Source organism: Hyphomonas atlantica corrig., from assembly GCF_000682715.1.
Classification (GTDB): domain Bacteria; phylum Pseudomonadota; class Alphaproteobacteria; order Caulobacterales; family Hyphomonadaceae; genus Hyphomonas; species Hyphomonas atlantica.
The window spans coordinates 69,494-87,930 of sequence record NZ_AWFH01000056.1; the positions used below are offsets into that span (position 1 = coordinate 69,494).

An 18,437-nucleotide genomic window follows, 5' to 3' on the forward strand; every position below is an offset into this window, starting at 1 on the left:
GTGAGGGGGCCACCCTCGTAAAGGTGTAACAACATCGCTGGCGCAAACGTTATCGATACGTGTGGTGTGGGGGTGACGAACCGGCCTCGGATTGGCTAGAACACGTGGGGAACATGTGCCGGGAACCTGTAGGAGGCGCTGCATGGCGGACGATCGTCGCCAATTTGACTTGCAACGGCTCCGGGAACTCGGGCTCGATCTTGATTCCAGTCAGGATGAGGCAGAGGTAAAAAGCACATGCCGCCTGACGCAGGATTGCATCGAGGCAGGAGACAACAGCCTGACTCTTAACCAGGTCAGTGAGCAATTCAGTTGCAGCAATTGTGGCGCGTCGGGTTCGTTCCGGGAATTGGTTCGCGCGCTTGAGACGGGAGAGCCTGCTTCTTCGCCCGTGGTTCGGGACATTGTTGATACAGATTATTCTGTCGCCCCTATCCGCGCCACCCGCGCAGTCGTGAAGACCGAGCCCAGAGTGGTTCATTTGGGGGAGGGGCAGCGTGTCCGATCACAGGGCGAGCTACGGCGAGAGGCCAAAGCGGCGCGCAAGACAGCGCGGCAAGGGCGCCACACCGGCGAGAAGATCATCATCACTTTACTGGCGCTTGTGTTTCTTGGCGCTGGTCTGGCTGCGGCTGGGCTGTCGGGCTTTGCGAACTATCAGGCCTTTTCCAGCTCGGTCGCCGACCCATTGCAGTCTGGCGTCTGGGGCTGGACCGGTGTGATTGCCGCGGTCATCTCCTTTGGCGGATTTACCTTCTTCTATTGGCACTCTGCCAATGGCCGGATGAAGGAAGGCATTCGTGCCCTTCTGTTCGCCCTGGCGGGGGGCGGCACGTCCATCGTCGGCACGCAAATGTATATTGCTGCCAATAATCGCGCAGCCGAAGCCGAATTGGTACAGGCTGGATCAAATCGGGACGTGCTGGAAATGCAGATCACCGATTGGCGGCGACAATTGGAGGGGATTCCCCCTGAGACGCGCTCGGTTGAGGGGCTGGAGGCATATCTGGCGGAAGTTGAACGCGTGGGGCGTACGCATCAGAAACCCTATCGTGATGCGCAGAACGAACTTGGCCTTGCCCGTCGCCGCGATGACCTGCAGGCGCGGATTGATGCAGCCAATGCAGAATTGCTTGGCACAGGCAGCGGCGACATCCTTGTTCAGGCCCAAACGCGCACCTCCATTCCGGGCTGGTTCTTCGCATTGATGCTGGAGCTTTTTTCCAGTCAGGGCACGTCAATCGGGCTGGTTGCCCTGCTGATACTGTACGGGCGCAACCACGTTAACGCGGCAGCTGATAGCGTTAACTCATTATCGCAACAAAAATTCGAACGATTTTGGATCTGATGCATAGAGTCGGTGAAGCAACGCTCTGGTGCTTCTCCATCTGAACTAAGTCGGCACAGAATGTGCCGGCTTTTTTCGTGCTTCCTGCAATATTTACTACAATTCTGGCCCGCGTCTTGCGGATGCTCTCCTGTCCAGCTGAATGACTGACAAGCGGCGGAGTATTCCGGAGGGGTACTGTCACCGCGCGACCAGCCATCGACGCTGAAAGAGTCTGGTTACCTTATGCTCCATAATGCGGGCAGAGAGTTGTTGTATGAATCTGTTCTTCCGGTTCCTCCGCATATTCCTACCGGCGTTCTTCACGAAGAAGCGCACTGGGCTGATGGATGTGCACACGATCCGGTCTTCGGTCTGGATCGGGGACCAGGATCCGCTCGGTCACATGACCAATTCGCGCTATTCGTCTTTCACTGATCTTGGCACAATGAACTATATGGGCCGGACCGGTGCGCTGATGACGTATCGAAAGCGAGGCTGGAGCCCGATCGTCCAGCATGAATCCATCACATTCTATCGAATGATGAAGTTTCCGCAGAAATTCGAACTGACAACGCAACTCGTCGGGTGGGAGGATTGCTATATCTGCTTCCGTCACCGGTTTCACAGCAAGGGAAAGCTGATTGCGGAAAGTCGCATGGTGGCGCGCCTTGTCGGTCGGCGGCGACAAAAAGTGACAACGGATATGGCGCTGGAGGCGATGGGGCTGGACCTGACGAGCCCGCCGCTCAGCCAGCGTTATCTTGATGCGATTGCAGATTTGCAGGCCAAAGACCGCGAGCGGGACGCAGAACAAGCTTCCAAGCAGGACTAACGGTCAAATTCGAACGCATGTGGCAGAAGGTCTGCCATCTTCCATTCCTTGAGTATGGCTCCGTCGGCCGATACCGCGGATACGACACAATCAGATGTGCACAATTCAGCGATACGCTGACGACAGCCGCCGCATGGTGACAGATCACCATCTCCGCCAACGATCAGCACATGCGAACAGGTCTTTCCACCAGCTGCGATCATCGCACCCAGCGCCACCGCCTCGGCGCAGGTGCCGAGCGGATAGGCAGCATTCTCCATGTTGCATCCCGCAAAAATCCGTCCCTGATTATCCAGTACGGCTGCACCGACCTTGAACCGGGAATAAGGCGCATGCGCGTTCTCGCGTGCCGCAATAGCCGCCGATTTCATTCTGTCTTTCAGGGGGATTTGAGCGTCAGTCACGGAACAATCCTCTGGCCAAGGGCAGGCTTCATGCTTAGGCATTGTCGTCTGTTTTGTCACTCGATAGCCTGTGTTGCGGAGCCTGATGTCCACTCTTCCCCTGATAATTGACTGCGATCCCGGCGTGGATGATGCCGTCATGTTGATGATGGCGCTGGCCAGCCCTGCGCTGGATGTGCGGGCCATCACAACGGTCGCTGGTAATGTTCCGCTGCATCTGACCAGCCGGAATGCACGGATGATGTGCGATCTTATGGGACGCGAGGACGTACCGGTCTTTGCCGGATGCCCGAGGCCCATATTGCGACTGCCGGTAACGGCTGAGGATTTTCACGGCGAGAGCGGCATAGCGGGTCTCGACCCATTCGACCCGGAAACCCCTCTTGGTTCGTCTCATGCCGTCAACGCCCTGATCAGCACTCTTCGGGCGGCCGGGCCGAATGAAATTTCGATCATCATCACCGGGCCGATGACCAATGTGGCGACAGCGCTGGTCATGGCGCCGGACATCGCGCACCATATCCGGCAATTGGTGATCATGGGCGGTGCAGACAGTGAGGGCGGCAACATCACGCCCTTCGCGGAGTTCAACGTCTTTGCCGATCCGCATGCGGCGGAAATCGTACTGAGCAGCGGTGTGCCCGCGATACTGCTTCCTCTGGATGCTACCCATCAGGTGCGCGCGCATGATCGGTATGTAGATCGCCTGCGGGACATACCAGGCGAACGACCAAAGATCATGGTGCATCTTCTGGAAGCGGCGAACGTTCTGGAAGAGAAGTGGAAGGGTAAGCGCACGCCGATGCATGATCCGTCTACAATTGGCTTTATGCTGGCCCCCGAACTTTTCAGTGGCTATCGCGCCAGGGTTTCGGTCGAGACCGAAGTGGGGGAGCAGTTTGGTCAGACACGGCCTCGGAAGATGGAGTCGGGGCCGCACACCTGGATCAGCCACGCGGATGCGGATGGCTTCTTTGACCTTCTTGTCAGTTTGATGGAGCGTGCATGATAACCGTCGTCGGATCGATCAATCTTGACATCGTTGCGACCGGCTCCGCGCTGCCTCGACCGGGAGAAACGGTGACCGGCGCAAAGCTCGCCCGCCATCCCGGCGGGAAAGGCGCAAACCAGGCTTTGGCCGCGCGCCGCCTCGGCGCGGATGTGCAGCTTGTCGGCGCAGTCGGCGCAGATGATATGGCCGATGAAGCTTTGAAACTCCTGCAGTCAGGCGGAGTAGACCTGTCCAGCGTTCAGCACGTGAATGGTGAGACGACAGGTGTGGCTTTGATTGCGGTGTCTCGCGATGGCGAAAACCAGATTGTTGTTTGCCCCGGTGCAAATGATGTGCTTCGTCCGGACGATGTCGCGCACATACCCATCGAGCATATGATGGGTGTGCTGGAGGTTCGCGCGGAAACTCTGCTCGCAGCAGCTCGAAAGGCGACAGGCTTTGTTAGCCTGAACCTTGCACCTGCCATGCACGTGCCGGACGCTTTACTCGCGAAGGCTGACCTGATCAGCGTGAACGAAACCGAAGCTGCGTTCTACGGCGATGCCTTGCACAAGCTTGATGCCTATATCGCGATCTCACTTGGCGGAGATGGCGCGGCTCTCTGGCGTGGTGGATGGGAAATCGCGCGAGTTGCGGCGCCAAAAGTGATGGTCGTCGATACGGTCGGGGCAGGGGATACGTTTACCGCTGCGTTGACGGTTGCAATGATTGAAGGAAAATCTCCCGAAGCCGCGCTTGCTTTTGCGGTGGCGGCTGGCGCGGTGGCATGTACCCGTCCCGGAGCCCAGCCAAGCCTACCAAAGCGCGCAGAGCTTCAGCCCTATCTCTGAAGAGATAGAAGGCATGGCGCGTCACGTGGTTGACGTATCTTGGCGCTAGGGCTTTCTGGTGTCCTGTTTCCGATCTGGAGGTATTCCCATGTTTCGCACAATCGCGCTCGCTTGTTCTCTCGCCGCATTGGCTCTGCCGGCGTCGGCGTGGGGGAAAACCGGTCATCGGATTGTGGGTGAAGTTGCCACGGAATACCTTAGCGAGCCGGCCGCGCAGGCTGTGGAGGATATTCTGGGACCGGAGGGGCTCGCCGAGGCTTCTGACTGGGCGGATTACATGCGCTCCAATCCAGACGCTTTCTGGCGATCTGAAGCTAATCCCTGGCACTATGTGACGATACCCGAGGGGATGCGCTATACAGAGACGACCCCGCCAGAGGCTGGGGATGCGATTACGGCGCTCACCAAATTCCGGGCGATCGCGATGGATGAGGGTGCAAGTCTGGAAGACCGTCAACTTGCGCTGCGCTTCATTGTGCACCTTGTCGGTGATTTGCAGCAGCCTCTTCATGCTGGAAATGGCAAGGACCGGGGCGGCAACTGGGTCGACGTCGTCTTCTTTGAAGAGATGTCCAATCTCCATGAAGTCTGGGATGAGAAGCTGATCCAGTATGAAGAATTGTCTTATTCGGAATGGGCGAATTGGCTGATCCAGAAGATCACACCGGCAGATCTCGGTGAATGGGGGAAAGCGACCCCTGCGCAATGGGCCGATGAAAGCGCTGCCATTCGCGACACGATTTATCCGGAGTCGGAAATCCTGTCTTATGACTACGCTTATATGGCGCGGCCGATCCTCAACGAGCAGATGAGCAAAGGCGGAGTGCGCTTGGCGGCCTATCTGAATGCGATGTTCGATCCTGCGCCGACTGACGCATCAGGCACAAACTAGGGTCAGGCGCTGGCGCGCAGGATGCGGCGGCGTTGGACACTGGATGGAATGTTGAGGCTTTCGCGATACTTTGCGACCGTCCGGCGGGCAATATCGACACCATAGCCCGTCAGGATTTCGACGATCTGATCATCCGAGAGCACATTGTCGGGTGTTTCATTGTCGATCAGGGTCTTGATCCGGTGACGGACAGCCTCAGCGGAGTGCGCTTCACCTCCGCCTGTTGCCGGGATTGCTGCTGAGAAAAAGTATTTCAATTCAAACAGACCGCGCGGTGTGGACATGTACTTGTTCGTGGTCACGCGGCTGACGGTCGATTCATGCATTTCAATGGCATCAGCGACTTGCTTCAAGTTCAGCGGGCGCAAATGTGCGACACCGTGTGCAAAGAAGGCGTCCTGCTGGCGTACGATTTCGCTGGCCACTTTCAGAATGGTCCGGGCGCGCTGGTCCAGAGACTTGATCAGCCATGTGGCGGACGCGGCGCATTCGGAGATAAATTCCTTCTCCTTCTCGCGCATCGGCAGAGCCGTGACTTCGGCATAATATGCCTTGTCCATCAGGACACGGGGCAGATTCTCAGAATTCAGTTCGACCGCGAACATCCCATTCGGCAGTTCCCGGACGAAGACGTCTGGTGTCACAGCAACGGAGGCATCGCTGGCAAAGCTGGAGCCTGGCTTGGGTGACAATTGGCGCAGCTCGCTCATCATGTCGAGCAGGTCTTCCTTGTCGACACCACAGATATCGGCAAGGCCTTTCAGATCGTGCTTCGCAACCAGTTGAAGGTTTTGAACCATCGCTTCCATGGCGGGGTCGTAACGGCCGAGCTCTTTCAGCTGCAGGCCGAGACATTCCGGAATGGAGCGGGCCATCACACCAGTCGGGTCAAAGCCCTGGCAGACCGACAGCACAGCTTCGACATTGGCCGTGTCGGCACCAAGTGCGACAGCGACTTCCTCGATATCTGCGCGCAGGTAACCCGTGTCGTCCGTTTCGTCGATCAGGCGCGACGCAATCAGGCGGTCTGCCGCCGACAGGGGCGCGAGATTCAGCTGGGTATGAAGATGTTCGTGCAGGGAAACGTCTGAGCTCAGATTGGCTGTATAGTCGAAGTCTTCGCTGGAGCCGCCGCCACCAACGCCAGACCAGTCTGCCTTGGCAGATGGCCCGCTGGAGCCAGCGGGCGTCGCAGTGTCTGAGCCCGTGCCGGGTTCATAGACATCCTCGCCCGGCGCATCCAATTGATCTCGCGCAGCACCGAGACCAGAAGATTCATCGAGCGACAATTGTTCCCGGTTGTCCGACTGCGCGCGTTCGGAATCACCGGACGAATCCTCCTCACCCTTGTTCAGAAGCGGGTTGCGCTCGATCTCGGCTTCAACGAACTCGGTAAGTTCCTGATTGGAAAGTTGCAGCAGCTTGATCGCCTGCTGGAGTTGCGGCGTCATTACCAGGGACTGGCCCTGGCGCATGTCGAGTGACTGTTTCATTCCTAAGCCCGCGCCTTTCCTCAAGCGGCGAACTGTTCACCCAGATAGACCCGTCTGACCTCTTCATTCGTGAGCACGTCTTGCGGCGTACCGTCGAAGAGGACTTCACCTTCATACATAACATAGGCCTTGTCGACGATTTGTAGCGTTTCGCGCACCTGGTGGTCCGTGATCAGGACCCCGAGGCCGCGTTGCTTCAGGTAGCGGACAAGTTCGGAAATGTCGGAAATGGCGAGTGGGTCGATACCGGTGAACGGTTCATCCAGTAGCATGAAGCTCGGACGAGAGGCGAGTGCACGGGCGATCTCTACGCGGCGACGTTCGCCCCCGGAGAGGGAGGTCGCCGCCTGGCCACGTAGATGTTCCACATGCAATTCGCTGAGCAGGCTATCGACTTGTGCCATTCGTTTCGCGCGGTCCTTTTCGACAAGTTCCGCAACGGCCATGACGTTTTCTTCCACGGTCATGCCCCTGAAAATGGAGGCTTCCTGTGGAAGATAGCCCACGCCGAGGCGTGCGCGCTGGTACATGGGCAGGCGGGTCACGTCTTCGCCGTCAATCGAAATTGATCCGGAATCCGCGCCGATGAGGCCCATAATCATGTAAAAGCAGGTCGTTTTGCCGGCCCCATTGGGTCCAAGCAGGCCGACAATTTCACCCCGTTGAAGGCTTAGAGATACGTCCCGCACAACCTGTCGCTTGCCAAAAGACTTGGCAATATTGCTTACGACAAGGCCTTCGGCCGGATCCGCCATCTCTGTTCACTTCCCTCAATCTACTGGTGTTTGCCAACCCGGAGGATGGCTTATCCCGACATACTTAAGATCGGCTTCACGCTTGCGCTAAAATTTGTTCAGTTCGCCGTTTGATTGTCGGGCTCAAGGACCATTCGCGTGCGTCCGTCGCCGCCATCCAGTGTGGTGCGCCGGTTGCCGATTTCCACCCGCAGCACTGCGCCTTCAGCAACGTCACGTTCACGCATCAGGGCCACATTACCGGTCATCGTGATGACGTCACTGGCCGCATCATAGACGCCGCGGTCGCCTTTCGCTTTCATGTCTGCCGTGATGTAGAAGACGTTACCTTCCGCGATCATGGTCTGAACCTGACCAAAACCGCCGCCAACTGTTGATGACTGCGTTGCACCGGCAGGCCGCTCAGCGAAAATCATCGTAACCGTGTCAGCTCTCAGGCGGGCATCGCCCTGCTGGATATCGACATTGCCAATCAGCAATACCTTGCGTTCCAGTTCCAGGCTCTCTGTGCGCTCGGAATTGATATAGATCGGGCCGCCTTCGGACGAGATCTGCGCGAAAGCCGGCATGGCAAACGCAATCAGAGCCGTCAGCGTTACAAGAAGCTTATTCATCAGAGCCATCGGCCTCACCTTCAGTCGTCTCAGGTTCCGACGGTTCTTCGGTCGTCGGATAGAGCACCGTTTTCACATTGCCTTTACAGATGACGCGGTTGCCATCTTCCAGAACTTCATACGAGTCACAGCTGATATCGCCAAGGGGGCCTCTGCCTTGCAGGGGAGAAAGCCCTTCAATTCGCCCCTCGTTTACGAAGACGCGCGCCCCTGAAGTCATGAAGGTGAAGCCGTTCGAGTCGAGAATGCGAACGTCCTCATACAGTTCGAGAATCCCAGCATCGCGATCATACATTCCGGACGGTGCGCGGATTTCACTGCCGGTCTCGTCATGCATTACAGGATTGACCAGATCGACGAGCATTTCCGTCGCTTGGCGACGCCTTGCTGCGTCTGCGACGATCTGGAAACTCTGCCCTACGGAGTCACGGCCGGAAAAGCGCGGGTTCACCATGGTAACGGCTTGGCCTTGGGAAACCTGAACGGGCGTCGCATCCTTCGCAATCGCGCTGCGCACAATGTAACCGAGAAACAGGCCGATCGCGACAGCTGCACACGTGGAGAAGCCGAGCCGCAACAGGAGAACGCCCTGAGATCGTTTCCGCGCCTGGGCAAGCGTGAGCTGGCGCCGGGGCGCCCACAATGATGCCGGGTCGTGATGCTTGACGGCGTCCATGAAAACTAAATGGCCTGCTGGAATGAGTGGATAAAACGTTTAGCGGCCCAACCTTGGAAACAAAAGCGGCGAAGGCATGACGGTTTCGTTAGCTGTGTGCGAAGATGTCCACATCGTCCCAACCAGACAGGTCCAGCGTCGCGCGAATTGGCAGGAAGGCAAAGCAGGCTTCCGCCAGCTCCAGCCGCCCCTCGCGCTTCAGCATGGCTTCAAGGCCGTCCTTGATCTTGTGCAGGTAGAGAACGTCAGACGCGGCGTACTGCAACTGGGCGTCTGTCAGCTCGGCTGAGCCCCAGTCAGAGCTCTGCTGTGCCTTGGACATGTCCGCCCCGGCGATTTCGCGGGCGACATCTTTCAAGCCGTGGCGATCTGTGTAGGTGCGCGCCAGCTTGGAAGCGATCTTGGTGCACCAGATCGGCGCGCAATCAATGCCCATCCAGCGCTTCATCATTGCAACGTCAAACCGGGCAAAATGGAACAGTTTCAAAACGTTCGGGTCGGTCAGAAACTGTTTCAGGTTCGGGCAGTCATAATCCCGGTCGAGCTGGACGAGATGAGCTGTGCCGTCACCGGAGGAGAGTTGCACGAGTGTGAGATTGTCGCGAAGCAGGTTGAGGCCCATCGCCTCTGTGTCGACTGCCACAACCGGGCCAAAGTCGAGACCAGCGGGCAGGTCGCCCTTGTGAAGTGTAATGCCGTTCATGGCGAGGCTGTAGCACTTCAGGCGTTAAGGGCAAGTGTCTCGCGACCCCGCCGGGTCAGTCCCGTGTTTTCTTCAGGGCCACCACGGCGGCGTCCAGCGCATTCAGGAAGCGTGAACGGTCTGCTTTGGAGAAAGGCGCCGGGCCCCTCTGGATGCCATCCCCGAGACCAGCGCGCAAATCGGCATGAATGGCACGCACAGCGACGGCGCTACCGATTGAGGCGTCGGTAAATGCCTTGCCATTGGGTGCAAGTACGCGTGCACCGGCTTTCAGAGCCCGGTCAGCCAGCAGGATGTCTGCCGTGATGACGATGCTGCCGGGTCCTGCGGCTTCGGCGATCCAGTCGTCTGCTGCGTCGAATCCGTCTGAAACGATCTTGCGGCTGATCAGGCGGTGCTCCGGAATGCGAATATAGGAATTGGCGACGATCAGGACCGGCATTTCATGCCGAAGGGCAACCTTGTAGGTTTCTTCCTTCACGGGGCAGGCGTCGGCATCGACAAGAATTTGCAAGAGTCTCGCTCTCCGAAGTGTGATCGCTGACGCAAGGCAAGGTCTTGCGAGCCTCGCGTTTCCTGCGTCTTGTAGCGGCAAAATGGAGGAAGTCATATGGCAGCTGCACCCGTAAAAACCCGCATCACCGACATGCTGGGTATCGAGAAACCGATTATTCAGGCTGCAATGGGCTGGATCGCCCGCGCACCGCTTTCCTCGGCGTTTTCGAATGCCGGCGGCATGGGCATTATCGAGACCTCGTCTGGAGAACTGGACGTGATCCGCGACGAAATTCTCAAGATGAAAGACCTGACCGACAAGCCATTCGGCGTAAACGTCGCGCAAGCCTTTGTGCGCGACCCGAATATTGTCGATTTCATCATCGATCAGGGGATTAAGTTCGTCACAACGTCTGCGGGCGACCCCATGAAATACACATCCATGCTGAAAGAGGCCGGTCTGACCGTTTTCCACGTGGTGCCGTCGCTGCAGGGGGCGTTGCGCGCGATTGAGGCCGGCGTGGACGGCTTGATTGTTGAAGGCGGGGAAGGGGGAGGCTTCAAGAACCCCAAGGATGTTGCGTCGATGGTCCTCATTCCGCTCGTTTGCGAGCATGTGAGCGTGCCCGTCGTGGCGGCTGGCGGTATTACGGATGGTCGTAGCATGGCCGCGGCTTTCGCGCTCGGCGCCGAAGGCGTGTTGATGGGCACCCGCATTCTGTCTTCCGAGGAAAGCCCGGTGCATCAGAACTGGAAGGATGCTATTTTTGCGGCTGACGCCACCGATACGGTTTTTCTCAATCGGTCTGGTCCTGGTCCAGCTCTGCGCGCCCTGCGTACGGAGCGTACGGAACGCATTCTGAATGAGGGTGTGGAGAATATATTTGGAGAGTTTGCGGGCACGCAGAAAGTCTATTTCGGAGGGGACCTCGAAGCCGGGATCGCCCTGACTGGACAGGTTGCCGGACGGATCACGGGGGCAAAGCCTGTCGCTCAAATTCTGGACGAGACGATTATGGAATATTATAACGTCGTTGCGCGGCTCCCAAAATAGTCTCAAGCCATCTGGTTTTTGCCCGAAATTATCGCTAAACGACAATTCTTCACCTGAGAGGACCAAATGACCAGAAAATCTTTGCTCGTAGGCAGCGCCGCAGCGCTTGCTCTTGTCGTAACGGCCTGTGGCGAGAAGCCCGATGCTGCGAATGCGGAGGCTGCTGCCGAGGCGCCTGCCGAAGAAGCGAACTTGCCTGAGATCTCCGTGAGTGACGCGGAACTCGAGGGCAATCCGTTCCGTCAGGAGTGGGATACGCCCTATGGCGTGCCGCCTTTCGCAGAGATTGAAGATGCGCACTATATGCCAGCCACCAAGAAAGCCATTCTGGAGCTGCGCGCCGACATTGATGCCATCGTCAGCAATCCGGAGGAACCTGACTTCGAGAATACGATTGTCGGTCTTGATACGGCTGGTGCGTCCCTGAACCGCGTTCTGGGTGTCTTCTCAAACATCACAAACACAGACACGAACGACACGCTGAGCGAGCTTGAAGCTGAAATCTGGCCGATGCTGACGCGCGAAACAGATGCGATCAGTTTCAATGATGCGCTCTTCACCCGCGTGAAGGCTGTCTATGATCAGCGTGATCGTCTGGGGCTCGATGAGCAGGATGCGCGCCTTCTGGAACTGACGCATCGTGAGTTCGTGCGCAACGGCGCAGCGCTTTCTCCCGAGGTGAAAGCTGAGGTTGCTGCGATCAATGAAGAACTCTCCGGCCTGACGACCAAGTTCGGCCGCAACCTGCTCCTGTCTACCAAGGCATTCAAGATCGAGATCACGGATGAGGCCGAGCTTGCCGGCTTGTCTGATGACTTCAAAAGTGCGCTCAAAGTCGACGGTGAGGACAAATGGGTTCTGACAGTTGACCGGTCAGTCTACGAGACCTTCATGACGCAGAGCGAGAACCGTGAACTGCGCGAAAAGATGTTCGATGGTTATCGCCTTCGCGCATCTGAAGGCGAGTACGACAATGGCCCGCTCGCTATCAAGATTGCCCAGCTTCGTGCCAAGCGTGCCGAACTTATGGGTTATAAGTCTCACGCCCACTACCAGCTTGAGCCCCGCATGGCGAAGACGCCGAAAGGCGCAGAGGAGTTCCTGCTGAAAGTTTGGGAGCCAGGGCTGGAGCGTGCAAAGGAAGAGCGCGCAGCCATGCAGGAAATGGTTGGCGACGAGTTTCAGATCGCCGGGCATGACTGGTGGCACTATGCCGAAAAGGTCCGCCAGGATTTGTACGCGTTCGACGACAATGCGCTCAAGCCATACTTTGAACTCGGCGCGGTGCGTCAAGGTGCGTTCGATGTGGCTTCCCGCCTCTTCGATATCACGCTTGAGCCGGTGGAGGTGGACGGCTGGAACCCCGTTGTTACGGCGTATGATGTGAAGGATGCGAACACCGGCGAGCATCTTGGCCTGTTCATGATGGATATGTACGCCCGCGATTCAAAGCGTGGTGGCGCGTGGATGAGTTCATATCGCAACACATCCAACATTAATGGCGACAATGTCCGTCCGATCATCACGAATAATTTGAACCTGATTACGCCTGCTGAGGGTGAGCCGACATTGATGCGGTTTGATGAGGTGGAGACTCTGTTCCATGAGTTTGGGCACGGCCTGCACGGCCTGCTGACGCAGATCCGCTATTCCACCTTCTCCGGTGTGGATGGCCCACGCGACTATACCGAGTTCCCGGCCCAGATTCTGGAGCATTGGGCGGGCGCACCGGAAGTGCTTGCCGAATACGCCAATCACTACGAAACCGGCGAGCCGATCCCGATGGAGCTCATCGACAAGATGAATGCGGCCGCAACCTTCAATCAGGGCTTCAAGACGACCGAATTTATCGCGGCATCTCTGCTGGACCTGCGCTGGCACATGCTGACCTCGGAAGAGGCGGCCGAAATTACCGACGCGCGCGAGTTCGAACGCAAGGTCCTGGAAGAATACGGCCTGCTGCCCGAGATCGAGCCACGTTATCGCAGCCAGTATTTCAGCCATATTTTCGCAGGCGGCTATTCTGCCGGCTATTATGCGTATCTCTGGTCCGAGATCCTGGATGCAGACGGCTTCACGGCGTTCCGTGAGACGGGCGACATTTATGATCCGGAACTGGCGGCTCGCCTGAAGAAGTGGGTCTATGAGGCGGGTGGCTTGCGCGAAGCGGATGAGCTTTATCGCAATTTCCGCGGGTCCGACCCGACCATTGAGCCGCTGCTCAAGCTGCGCGGGTTCGCAGAGCAGCCGAGCGAAGGCTGATCTCCTTCAATTCAACTGAAAAGCCCGCCGGATACGTTCCGGCGGGCTTTTTCGTGTTGGTTGCTTGCTGAAAGGTCAGATCAGGCGGATTGTTCGGCCGCTTCACGGCATACGATCGCCTTTACCTCATCTTCGGTCTTGGCTTCTCTCAGGGCGTCGCGGATGGCGCTCTGACGGAAGGTGCGGCTGACCTGGGCCAAAGCCCGCAAATGGTCAGCGCCAGACGATTTGGGGGCCAGCAGCATGAAGACCAGATCGCACGGTCGGTCATCAATGGCTTCAAAGTCCACGCCTTGAACAAGCCGTAAATAGCCGCCGATAGGCGCTTCGATGCCATCCAGTCGCGCATGTGGAATGGCAACGCCTTCACCGACGCCGGTCGATCCGAGGCGTTCGCGCTCCATCACGGCATCCTCGATTTCACGAAGGCCAAGGCCGGTCGCAGCCGCCAGCGCTTCAGCGAGAGCGTGAATGGCTTGCTTGCGGCTCTTTGCCTCGAGCGAAGGGATAATCACCCCGTTTTCAAGCAGGGACGTCAAATCTGTCGCCATGAAGTTACTTTCCGTCTTCCGGATTAGTTCCTCGGGACGTTCGCAGGATCCACCCATCCAATGTGACCGTCTGGTCGGCGGTAGACCATATTAAGCCCGTCATGGCCAGCATTTCTGAACATGAGTGCCGGGACTTCCTGCAGTTCGAGCTGCATAACGGCCTCAGATACGCTCATTGTCCGAATTGTGTGCGACGTCTCTGCGACGGTCAGGGGCGTGTCATCTGCCTCTTCTGCGAGTTCTTCTTCATGCGCATCCTGGCCATTTGCACGGAATACGGATTCCGGGACCAATTCGCTCGGCATGGGGGCTGAATTTCCAGAATGGTGGTCTTTCAGGCGACGTTTGTAGCGGCGAACCCGCTTTTCCATCTTGTCGAGGCTGTTTTCCAGAGCCGCGTAGGGGTCTTCAGCCTTGCCCGTTGATTGAAGGATGATTCCGGATGGTAGGTGCACATTGCAGTCCACTTCAACAAATGGGCCCTGCTGCGATACGAATACGCGCGCGTCACCACTTCGGTTGAAATATTTACTGACTGCCGCCTCAAGTCCGTCTTCTATTCGGCTCCGCAGAGCTTCTCCGAGATCCATATGCTTGCCAGTAATCTGTATCTGCACGGGCGGTCTCCTTTGTTTTTTCAGGATTCAAGTATGGCGCAGAATTGCGACCGAGGCGAATCCAATTCCTCATCTTGATGACTTGGGAGCGGCTTTGGCCTGCCTCAAGAGCCCGGGCGCGAAATTGGGGCAATGCGTTGATAGCGTCTGTTGACCTGAAGCATTGCCTGCAGTTTCGCGGGTTCGCATTCTCATCCAAAATACAGCCAAGAGAGTTTTAAGTTTCTTCGATTTGTTTGGCGGTAACTTGATCTATACTTTCAGTGACGCAGTCTAGTTAAGTTCCATTCATCGAGGACTACCCCTAGCGTATGGCGACCGACGACCCGGAAAAAATGCCTGGTTCCGACCGAACGCTCGCTGAGCGGGAAGCCATGTATAGAAGCGCCTTTGAGCAGGCGAGTGTGGGCATTGCGCATGTCGGTCCGCAAGGGGAGTGGCTCAACGTCAATCGCCGTGTTTCGGAAATCGTGGGCTATTCGCCTTCCGAGCTTTTGACGATCACCTTTCAAGACATCACGCATCCCGATGATCTCGATCTCGACGTAAATCTCCTGAATGAAGTGCTCGATGGCACAAGAGACGGGTATCGGATCGACAAACGCTACTTTCACAAGGCGGGGCGCATTGTATGGGTCACGCTGTCTGTCAGTTGCGTGCGGAAAGCGTCCGGCGAAGTCGACTACTTCATCTCCGTTCTGCAGGATATTACGGAGAAGAAACGCATTGGACAGGCATTGCTGGATAGCGAAATCCGCTTCCGGGCCGTTCAGGAAACCAGCCCTGACGGGTTCATGATTTTCCATAGTCTCAGATCGACCGATGGTGAGATCGAGGATTTTGTGTGGGAGTTTTCAATCCCGCCGCAGAGCAACTCACGGGGCGCGTCAGTCAGGCCCTGATTGGCAAACGTTTGACCAAAGAGATGCCGGAAGTCAGCACTTATGGACTGTTTGAAGTGTTCTGCAATACCGTTCAGACTGGTGCGCCTTGGCGACGTGAGGTTTATTATCCGGGGCGGGATCGTCGACGATGGTTCAATTTCACGGTCGCGCGGGTGGGTGATGGCTTTGCGGTGTCATTTCAGGATGTCACGGCGCGAAAGAATGCAGAGCTTCAACTGCAGGCCAGTCAAAAGCGCCTTCGGACAATTCTCAACGGGGTGATGGCTATCATCGGGTTGGCGAAACCCGATGGCAAATTGCTCGAGGTGAATGAAACGACCCTGCGCCTGACAGGCGTACGGGAAGATGAAATGTTGGGGCACCGAATCTGGAACCATCCCGCCTGGTGTCAGACGTCGGAATCGCAAGATCAATTGGTCAAGGCATTCGAGGAAGCCAAGGTCGGAAAACGCATGCGCTTTGATACAGAGATTCGCGGATCTGGCGGGCAGTCGATTCCGGTTGACATGCAGCTCTCCCCGATCTTCGACGAGTTCGAGCAGGTAACGGAAATCGTTCTGTCCGCTGTGGATATATCCGAACGCAAACGGTCTGAAGCGCACCGTGAAATGCTTTTGAGCGAGCTCAACCACAGGGTAAAGAATTCCCTGGCCACAATTCAGGCAATCGCTGCCCATACGGTGCGCGAGGCGACTGATTTGGAGGGGTTCCGTCGCGCCTTCACCGGGCGCCTCCGTGCTATCGCGGCCAGTCACGATTTGCTGGTTTCTTCAACTCGCGAGTCTGCGGACATTTCCCGACTTATTCGAGAGCAGATAATGGGATATGCTCCCGAGGAGGCTAGCCGGCTTGAACTGTCAGGTCCGCCATTGGTGCTTGGCCCGCAAGGTGCGCATGCGTTTGGCCTGATCCTGCATGAGCTGGCAACCAACGCGTCGAAATATGGTGCGTTCTCGAACGAGCGTGGCTGCCTCAGGATTGGTTGGCGTCTGGAAGGGGAAGATGTCGTTGTGGAGTGGCTGGAAAGGGGCGGGCCAACCGTTGTGCCCCCAACGCGAAGAGGGTTCGGCAGCGCGTTGATAGAGCAAAGTTTGTCGCACTCCCTTGGGGGACGTTCAAAATTGGATTTCAATCCAGAAGGGTTGAAGGCGGAATTTCAGTTTCCGGTTCGGAAATAGGAGGATTGGGTGGGGGACAAACCAAACATACTTCTGGTCGAGGACGATTTTTTGATCGCCTACGATATGAAGTTGCAATTGGAAGAGGCGGCATTCGTTGTTGTCTGGACAGTTAGTAGTGCGGAGGACGCGCTTGCATTGCTGGAAGATACCTCGGTTTGCGCTGCTGTGCTGGACATGGACCTTGGGGGCGTATCGTCATTCCCAATTGCACATCGCCTGAACGAAATGCGGATCCCATTCCTGTTTGTGTCAGGCAATGATGGGGGTGAGCTGCACGGTGATCTGGCGGGCAGCCCGATAATGACCAAACCTGTCAACTATCCCCGTTTGATCAGTGTACTTAGAGGATTGCTAGGCGCGCAAGGTACTTGACCGTTGCGGGTCACATACCGCGTACTGGCCCCTTGATGGGAGTTTCGCGTTCTGTTGCGGCCGGCTTACCAGCATTGCGTCCGTAGTCGTGCTTTTTAAGTAGTCCGCGAAACTGGTGATATGTTAAGCTGAGCATTTCCGAGGCTTTGCCCTGATGGCCTTGTGACAGGCTGAGGGCTTCATCTATCAGGCGCATTTCAAATGCGGAGACCTGTGCCGTGAAGTTTGCAGCGACTGTCTCTGGGGCCTGAGGGCCGGCGGCAGGAGTGACTGCTGCGCTTGCTTTCCCGGACTTTCCAGCGCCCTTCGGTCGCCAAGGGGAGGCAAATGGATCCAGCGCGGACGGGTCGAACAAGACAGGTTCGTCCGGCGCCAGCAACATCGCTCTGTGCGCAAGTCGCTGTGCGAAGTTTCGCAATTCACGCACGTTTCCCGGCCAATCATGCGCTTCGATGGCGGCAATAGTGGATGGCGCAAAGCCGGGAAAGTCCTGCGCCATTTCAATCGCCATCCTGCGGGCAAAATGATCTGCCAGCAGGCTGGCATCGCCTGGGCGCGCCCGCAGCGGCGGCAGGGTGATCACGTCGAAAGCGAGCCGGTCCAGCAAGTCTGCGCGGAACTCGCCTGCCTCGACCATCGCGGGGAGGTCGGCGTTCGTCGCTGCTACGATACGTACATCAGTGGTGAGCACTTTGGAGCCGCCAACGCGCTGGAACTCTCCATACTCTACGATGCGCAGCAGTTTTTCCTGTACCTGATTACTTGCTGTGGCGATCTCGTCCAGAAAGATCGTGCCGCCATCGGCAAGCTCAAATCGGCCACGGCGCATCTCTGTTGCGCCAGTGAAGGCTCCGCGCTCGTGCCCGAACAATTCAGAGTCCAGAAGCGTTTCTGAGAGCGCGGCGCAGTTCACTTTGACGAACGGGCCGTCCCAGCGACTGGAAAGGAAATGAAGGCGCTCGCCTATCAGTTCTTTGCCCGTGCCGCGTTCACCAATGACGAGAATGGGTCTGTCCAGCGGGGCGACGCGGGAAACGTGCTCCTGCGCACTAAGCCAGGCGGGTGCCTGACCCAATAATTGGGTATTTTGACCGATCATGGGGTAAATTTAGCTAAAAGAGGGAGTAAAATCTACAAAAAATTTGGCGAATTTCACCAAACTCAATGTGGGGTGTGCGGGAAAATGGATAAAAAACTGAATAAAAACATCGGTTTGTAAAATTAATTCTGAGTTGGCACGCTCCTTGAAATGAGTGAAGGGCTCAGAGCGACAGGGCGTTGCTCACACTCAAGAAGGACAAAACGATAATGGACGATCGCTACAACACTACGGAAGCCCGCTCGGATGCTGGCCGTTTCGGTCGGTGGCTTGCGACACGCCCCGCGGAAAGCTGGATGTTTTTCGTGGTCGGCGTCTTCTTCGGCGGCTTGTTCTTCTAATTCCCCTCCAGACACGAAA

The 18,437-nt window shown here is 57.1% G+C and carries 21 protein-coding genes; 11 read left to right on the forward strand and 10 right to left on the reverse strand.

Annotated elements, in window-relative coordinates:
• Positions 1-142: 142 nt before the first annotated feature.
• Entirely contained in the window at positions 143-1,348 is a 1,206-nt protein-coding gene (locus HY36_RS14360) for a hypothetical protein (protein ID WP_035554274.1), read from the forward strand.
• A gap of 256 nt (positions 1,349-1,604) precedes the next feature.
• Entirely contained in the window at positions 1,605-2,162 is a 558-nt protein-coding gene (locus tag HY36_RS17920) for an acyl-CoA thioesterase (protein WP_051602827.1), read from the forward strand.
• On the opposite strand, the gene cdd is transcribed toward HY36_RS17920, so the two are convergent.
• A complete protein-coding gene (gene cdd / locus HY36_RS14370; RefSeq protein WP_241764220.1) occupies positions 2,159-2,566 on the reverse strand; it encodes a cytidine deaminase in 408 nt (135 codons plus the stop codon). The two genes, HY36_RS17920 and cdd, sit on opposite strands and share 4 nt — an antisense overlap.
• An 85-nt stretch (positions 2,567-2,651) precedes the next feature.
• Between cdd and HY36_RS14375 the strand changes: the two genes are divergently transcribed.
• The 3 genes from HY36_RS14375 to HY36_RS14385 all read left to right on the forward strand — a co-directional run bounded on the left by HY36_RS14375 (position 2,652) and on the right by HY36_RS14385 (position 5,300).
• Complete coding sequence (locus HY36_RS14375; protein ID WP_035554278.1) at positions 2,652-3,575, forward strand: nucleoside hydrolase; 924 nt, start codon at positions 2,652-2,654, stop codon at positions 3,573-3,575.
• Entirely contained in the window at positions 3,572-4,408 is an 837-nt protein-coding gene (locus HY36_RS14380; protein WP_035554280.1) for a ribokinase, read from the forward strand. The genes HY36_RS14375 and HY36_RS14380 overlap by 4 nt, the downstream gene beginning before the upstream one ends.
• Before the next feature lie 88 nt (positions 4,409-4,496).
• Positions 4,497-5,300 (forward strand): S1/P1 nuclease, encoded by an 804-nt coding sequence (locus HY36_RS14385; protein WP_035554281.1) that lies wholly within the window; start codon positions 4,497-4,499, stop codon positions 5,298-5,300.
• A 2-nt stretch (positions 5,301-5,302) separates the two neighbouring features.
• On the opposite strand, the gene rpoN is transcribed toward HY36_RS14385, so the two are convergent.
• The 6 genes from rpoN to HY36_RS14415 form a co-directional block, all read right to left on the reverse strand.
• Positions 5,303-6,793, reverse strand: a complete 1,491-nt coding sequence (gene rpoN, locus HY36_RS14390) for an RNA polymerase factor sigma-54 (protein WP_081806212.1) — start codon at positions 6,791-6,793, stop codon at positions 5,303-5,305.
• Positions 6,794-6,813: 20 nt separating this feature from the next.
• Positions 6,814-7,548: an LPS export ABC transporter ATP-binding protein gene (gene lptB / locus HY36_RS14395; RefSeq protein ID WP_035554283.1), complete on the reverse strand. Its 735-nt coding sequence runs from the start codon at positions 7,546-7,548 to the stop codon at positions 6,814-6,816.
• Positions 7,549-7,646: 98 nt separating this feature from the next.
• Complete coding sequence (locus tag HY36_RS14400) at positions 7,647-8,171, reverse strand: LptA/OstA family protein (RefSeq protein WP_035554285.1); 525 nt, start codon at positions 8,169-8,171, stop codon at positions 7,647-7,649.
• Positions 8,155-8,838: a hypothetical protein gene (locus HY36_RS14405; RefSeq protein WP_035554291.1), complete on the reverse strand. Its 684-nt coding sequence runs from the start codon at positions 8,836-8,838 to the stop codon at positions 8,155-8,157. Before HY36_RS14405 ends, HY36_RS14400 begins: the two co-directional genes overlap by 17 nt.
• An 88-nt stretch (positions 8,839-8,926) precedes the next feature.
• Positions 8,927-9,541 carry a ribonuclease D gene (locus HY36_RS14410; RefSeq protein WP_035554295.1) on the reverse strand — a complete coding sequence of 205 codons (615 nt, stop codon included), beginning with the start codon at positions 9,539-9,541 and terminating at the stop codon, positions 8,927-8,929.
• 55 nt (positions 9,542-9,596) lie between these two features.
• Complete coding sequence (locus HY36_RS14415) at positions 9,597-10,055, reverse strand: YaiI/YqxD family protein (protein ID WP_035554297.1); 459 nt, start codon at positions 10,053-10,055, stop codon at positions 9,597-9,599.
• A gap of 96 nt (positions 10,056-10,151) precedes the next feature.
• Between HY36_RS14415 and HY36_RS14420 the strand changes: the two genes are divergently transcribed.
• Positions 10,152-11,090, forward strand: a complete 939-nt coding sequence (locus HY36_RS14420) for an NAD(P)H-dependent flavin oxidoreductase (protein ID WP_035554299.1) — start codon at positions 10,152-10,154, stop codon at positions 11,088-11,090.
• Positions 11,091-11,156: 66 nt separating this feature from the next.
• A complete protein-coding gene (locus HY36_RS14425) occupies positions 11,157-13,352 on the forward strand; it encodes a M3 family metallopeptidase (RefSeq protein ID WP_035554301.1) in 2,196 nt (731 codons plus the stop codon).
• An 80-nt stretch (positions 13,353-13,432) separates the two neighbouring features.
• Here HY36_RS14425 and HY36_RS14430 read toward each other — a convergent pair whose 3' ends face one another.
• Positions 13,433-13,903, reverse strand: a complete 471-nt coding sequence (locus tag HY36_RS14430) for a PTS sugar transporter subunit IIA (protein WP_035554302.1) — start codon at positions 13,901-13,903, stop codon at positions 13,433-13,435.
• A 23-nt stretch (positions 13,904-13,926) separates the two neighbouring features.
• Entirely contained in the window at positions 13,927-14,520 is a 594-nt protein-coding gene (gene hpf / locus HY36_RS14435; protein ID WP_035554304.1) for a ribosome hibernation-promoting factor, HPF/YfiA family, read from the reverse strand.
• Positions 14,521-14,831: 311 nt separating this feature from the next.
• Here hpf and HY36_RS14440 point away from each other — a divergent pair, with 311 nt between their 5' ends.
• Genes HY36_RS14440 through HY36_RS14450 form a run of 3 tightly spaced genes read left to right on the forward strand, consistent with a single transcriptional unit; the run spans position 14,832 to position 16,978 of the window.
• Positions 14,832-15,422 carry a PAS domain S-box protein gene (locus HY36_RS14440; RefSeq protein WP_035554306.1) on the forward strand — a complete coding sequence of 197 codons (591 nt, stop codon included), beginning with the start codon at positions 14,832-14,834 and terminating at the stop codon, positions 15,420-15,422.
• The gene (locus HY36_RS17925; protein ID WP_155841948.1) at positions 15,365-16,603 is read left to right on the forward strand and encodes an HWE histidine kinase domain-containing protein; all 1,239 of its coding nucleotides are present in this window, start codon (positions 15,365-15,367) and stop codon (positions 16,601-16,603) included. Before HY36_RS14440 ends, HY36_RS17925 begins: the two co-directional genes overlap by 58 nt.
• Positions 16,604-16,612: 9 nt before the next feature.
• On the forward strand, positions 16,613-16,978 hold the full coding sequence (locus HY36_RS14450; RefSeq protein WP_035554308.1) for a response regulator: 366 nt from the start codon (positions 16,613-16,615) through the stop codon (positions 16,976-16,978).
• A 10-nt stretch (positions 16,979-16,988) separates the two neighbouring features.
• On the opposite strand, the gene pspF is transcribed toward HY36_RS14450, so the two are convergent.
• Positions 16,989-18,077 (reverse strand): phage shock protein operon transcriptional activator, encoded by a 1,089-nt coding sequence (pspF, locus tag HY36_RS14455; RefSeq protein ID WP_035554310.1) that lies wholly within the window; start codon positions 18,075-18,077, stop codon positions 16,989-16,991.
• Between the two features lie 209 nt (positions 18,078-18,286).
• Here pspF and HY36_RS18840 point away from each other — a divergent pair, with 209 nt between their 5' ends.
• Positions 18,287-18,418 carry a hypothetical protein gene (locus HY36_RS18840; protein ID WP_273013136.1) on the forward strand — a complete coding sequence of 44 codons (132 nt, stop codon included), beginning with the start codon at positions 18,287-18,289 and terminating at the stop codon, positions 18,416-18,418.
• Positions 18,419-18,437: the final 19 nt, after the last annotated feature.

Bases quoted from the DNA above. Each gene is read 5' to 3' on its own strand.
- HY36_RS14440 (WP_035554306.1), top strand. From the start codon at position 14,832: ATGGCGACCGACGACCCGGAAAAAATGCCTGGTTCCGACCGAACGCTC.
- HY36_RS14375 (WP_035554278.1), top strand. From the start codon at position 2,652: ATGTCCACTCTTCCCCTGATAATTGACTGCGATCCCGGCGTGGATGAT.
- HY36_RS14425 (WP_035554301.1), top strand. From the start codon at position 11,157: ATGACCAGAAAATCTTTGCTCGTAGGCAGCGCCGCAGCGCTTGCTCTT.
- HY36_RS18840 (WP_273013136.1), top strand. From the start codon at position 18,287: ATGGACGATCGCTACAACACTACGGAAGCCCGCTCGGATGCTGGCCGT.
- HY36_RS14400 (WP_035554285.1), bottom strand. From the start codon at position 8,171: ATGGCTCTGATGAATAAGCTTCTTGTAACGCTGACGGCTCTGATTGCG.
- HY36_RS14360 (WP_035554274.1), top strand. From the start codon at position 143: ATGGCGGACGATCGTCGCCAATTTGACTTGCAACGGCTCCGGGAACTC.
- HY36_RS17920 (WP_051602827.1), top strand. From the start codon at position 1,605: ATGAATCTGTTCTTCCGGTTCCTCCGCATATTCCTACCGGCGTTCTTC.
- HY36_RS14410 (WP_035554295.1), bottom strand. From the start codon at position 9,541: ATGAACGGCATTACACTTCACAAGGGCGACCTGCCCGCTGGTCTCGAC.
- HY36_RS14385 (WP_035554281.1), top strand. From the start codon at position 4,497: ATGTTTCGCACAATCGCGCTCGCTTGTTCTCTCGCCGCATTGGCTCTG.
- lptB (WP_035554283.1), bottom strand. From the start codon at position 7,548: ATGGCGGATCCGGCCGAAGGCCTTGTCGTAAGCAATATTGCCAAGTCT.
- HY36_RS14420 (WP_035554299.1), top strand. From the start codon at position 10,152: ATGGCAGCTGCACCCGTAAAAACCCGCATCACCGACATGCTGGGTATC.
- rpoN (WP_081806212.1), bottom strand. From the start codon at position 6,793: ATGAAACAGTCACTCGACATGCGCCAGGGCCAGTCCCTGGTAATGACG.
- HY36_RS14430 (WP_035554302.1), bottom strand. From the start codon at position 13,903: ATGGCGACAGATTTGACGTCCCTGCTTGAAAACGGGGTGATTATCCCT.
- pspF (WP_035554310.1), bottom strand. From the start codon at position 18,077: ATGATCGGTCAAAATACCCAATTATTGGGTCAGGCACCCGCCTGGCTT.
- HY36_RS14405 (WP_035554291.1), bottom strand. From the start codon at position 8,838: ATGGACGCCGTCAAGCATCACGACCCGGCATCATTGTGGGCGCCCCGG.
- HY36_RS14380 (WP_035554280.1), top strand. From the start codon at position 3,572: ATGATAACCGTCGTCGGATCGATCAATCTTGACATCGTTGCGACCGGC.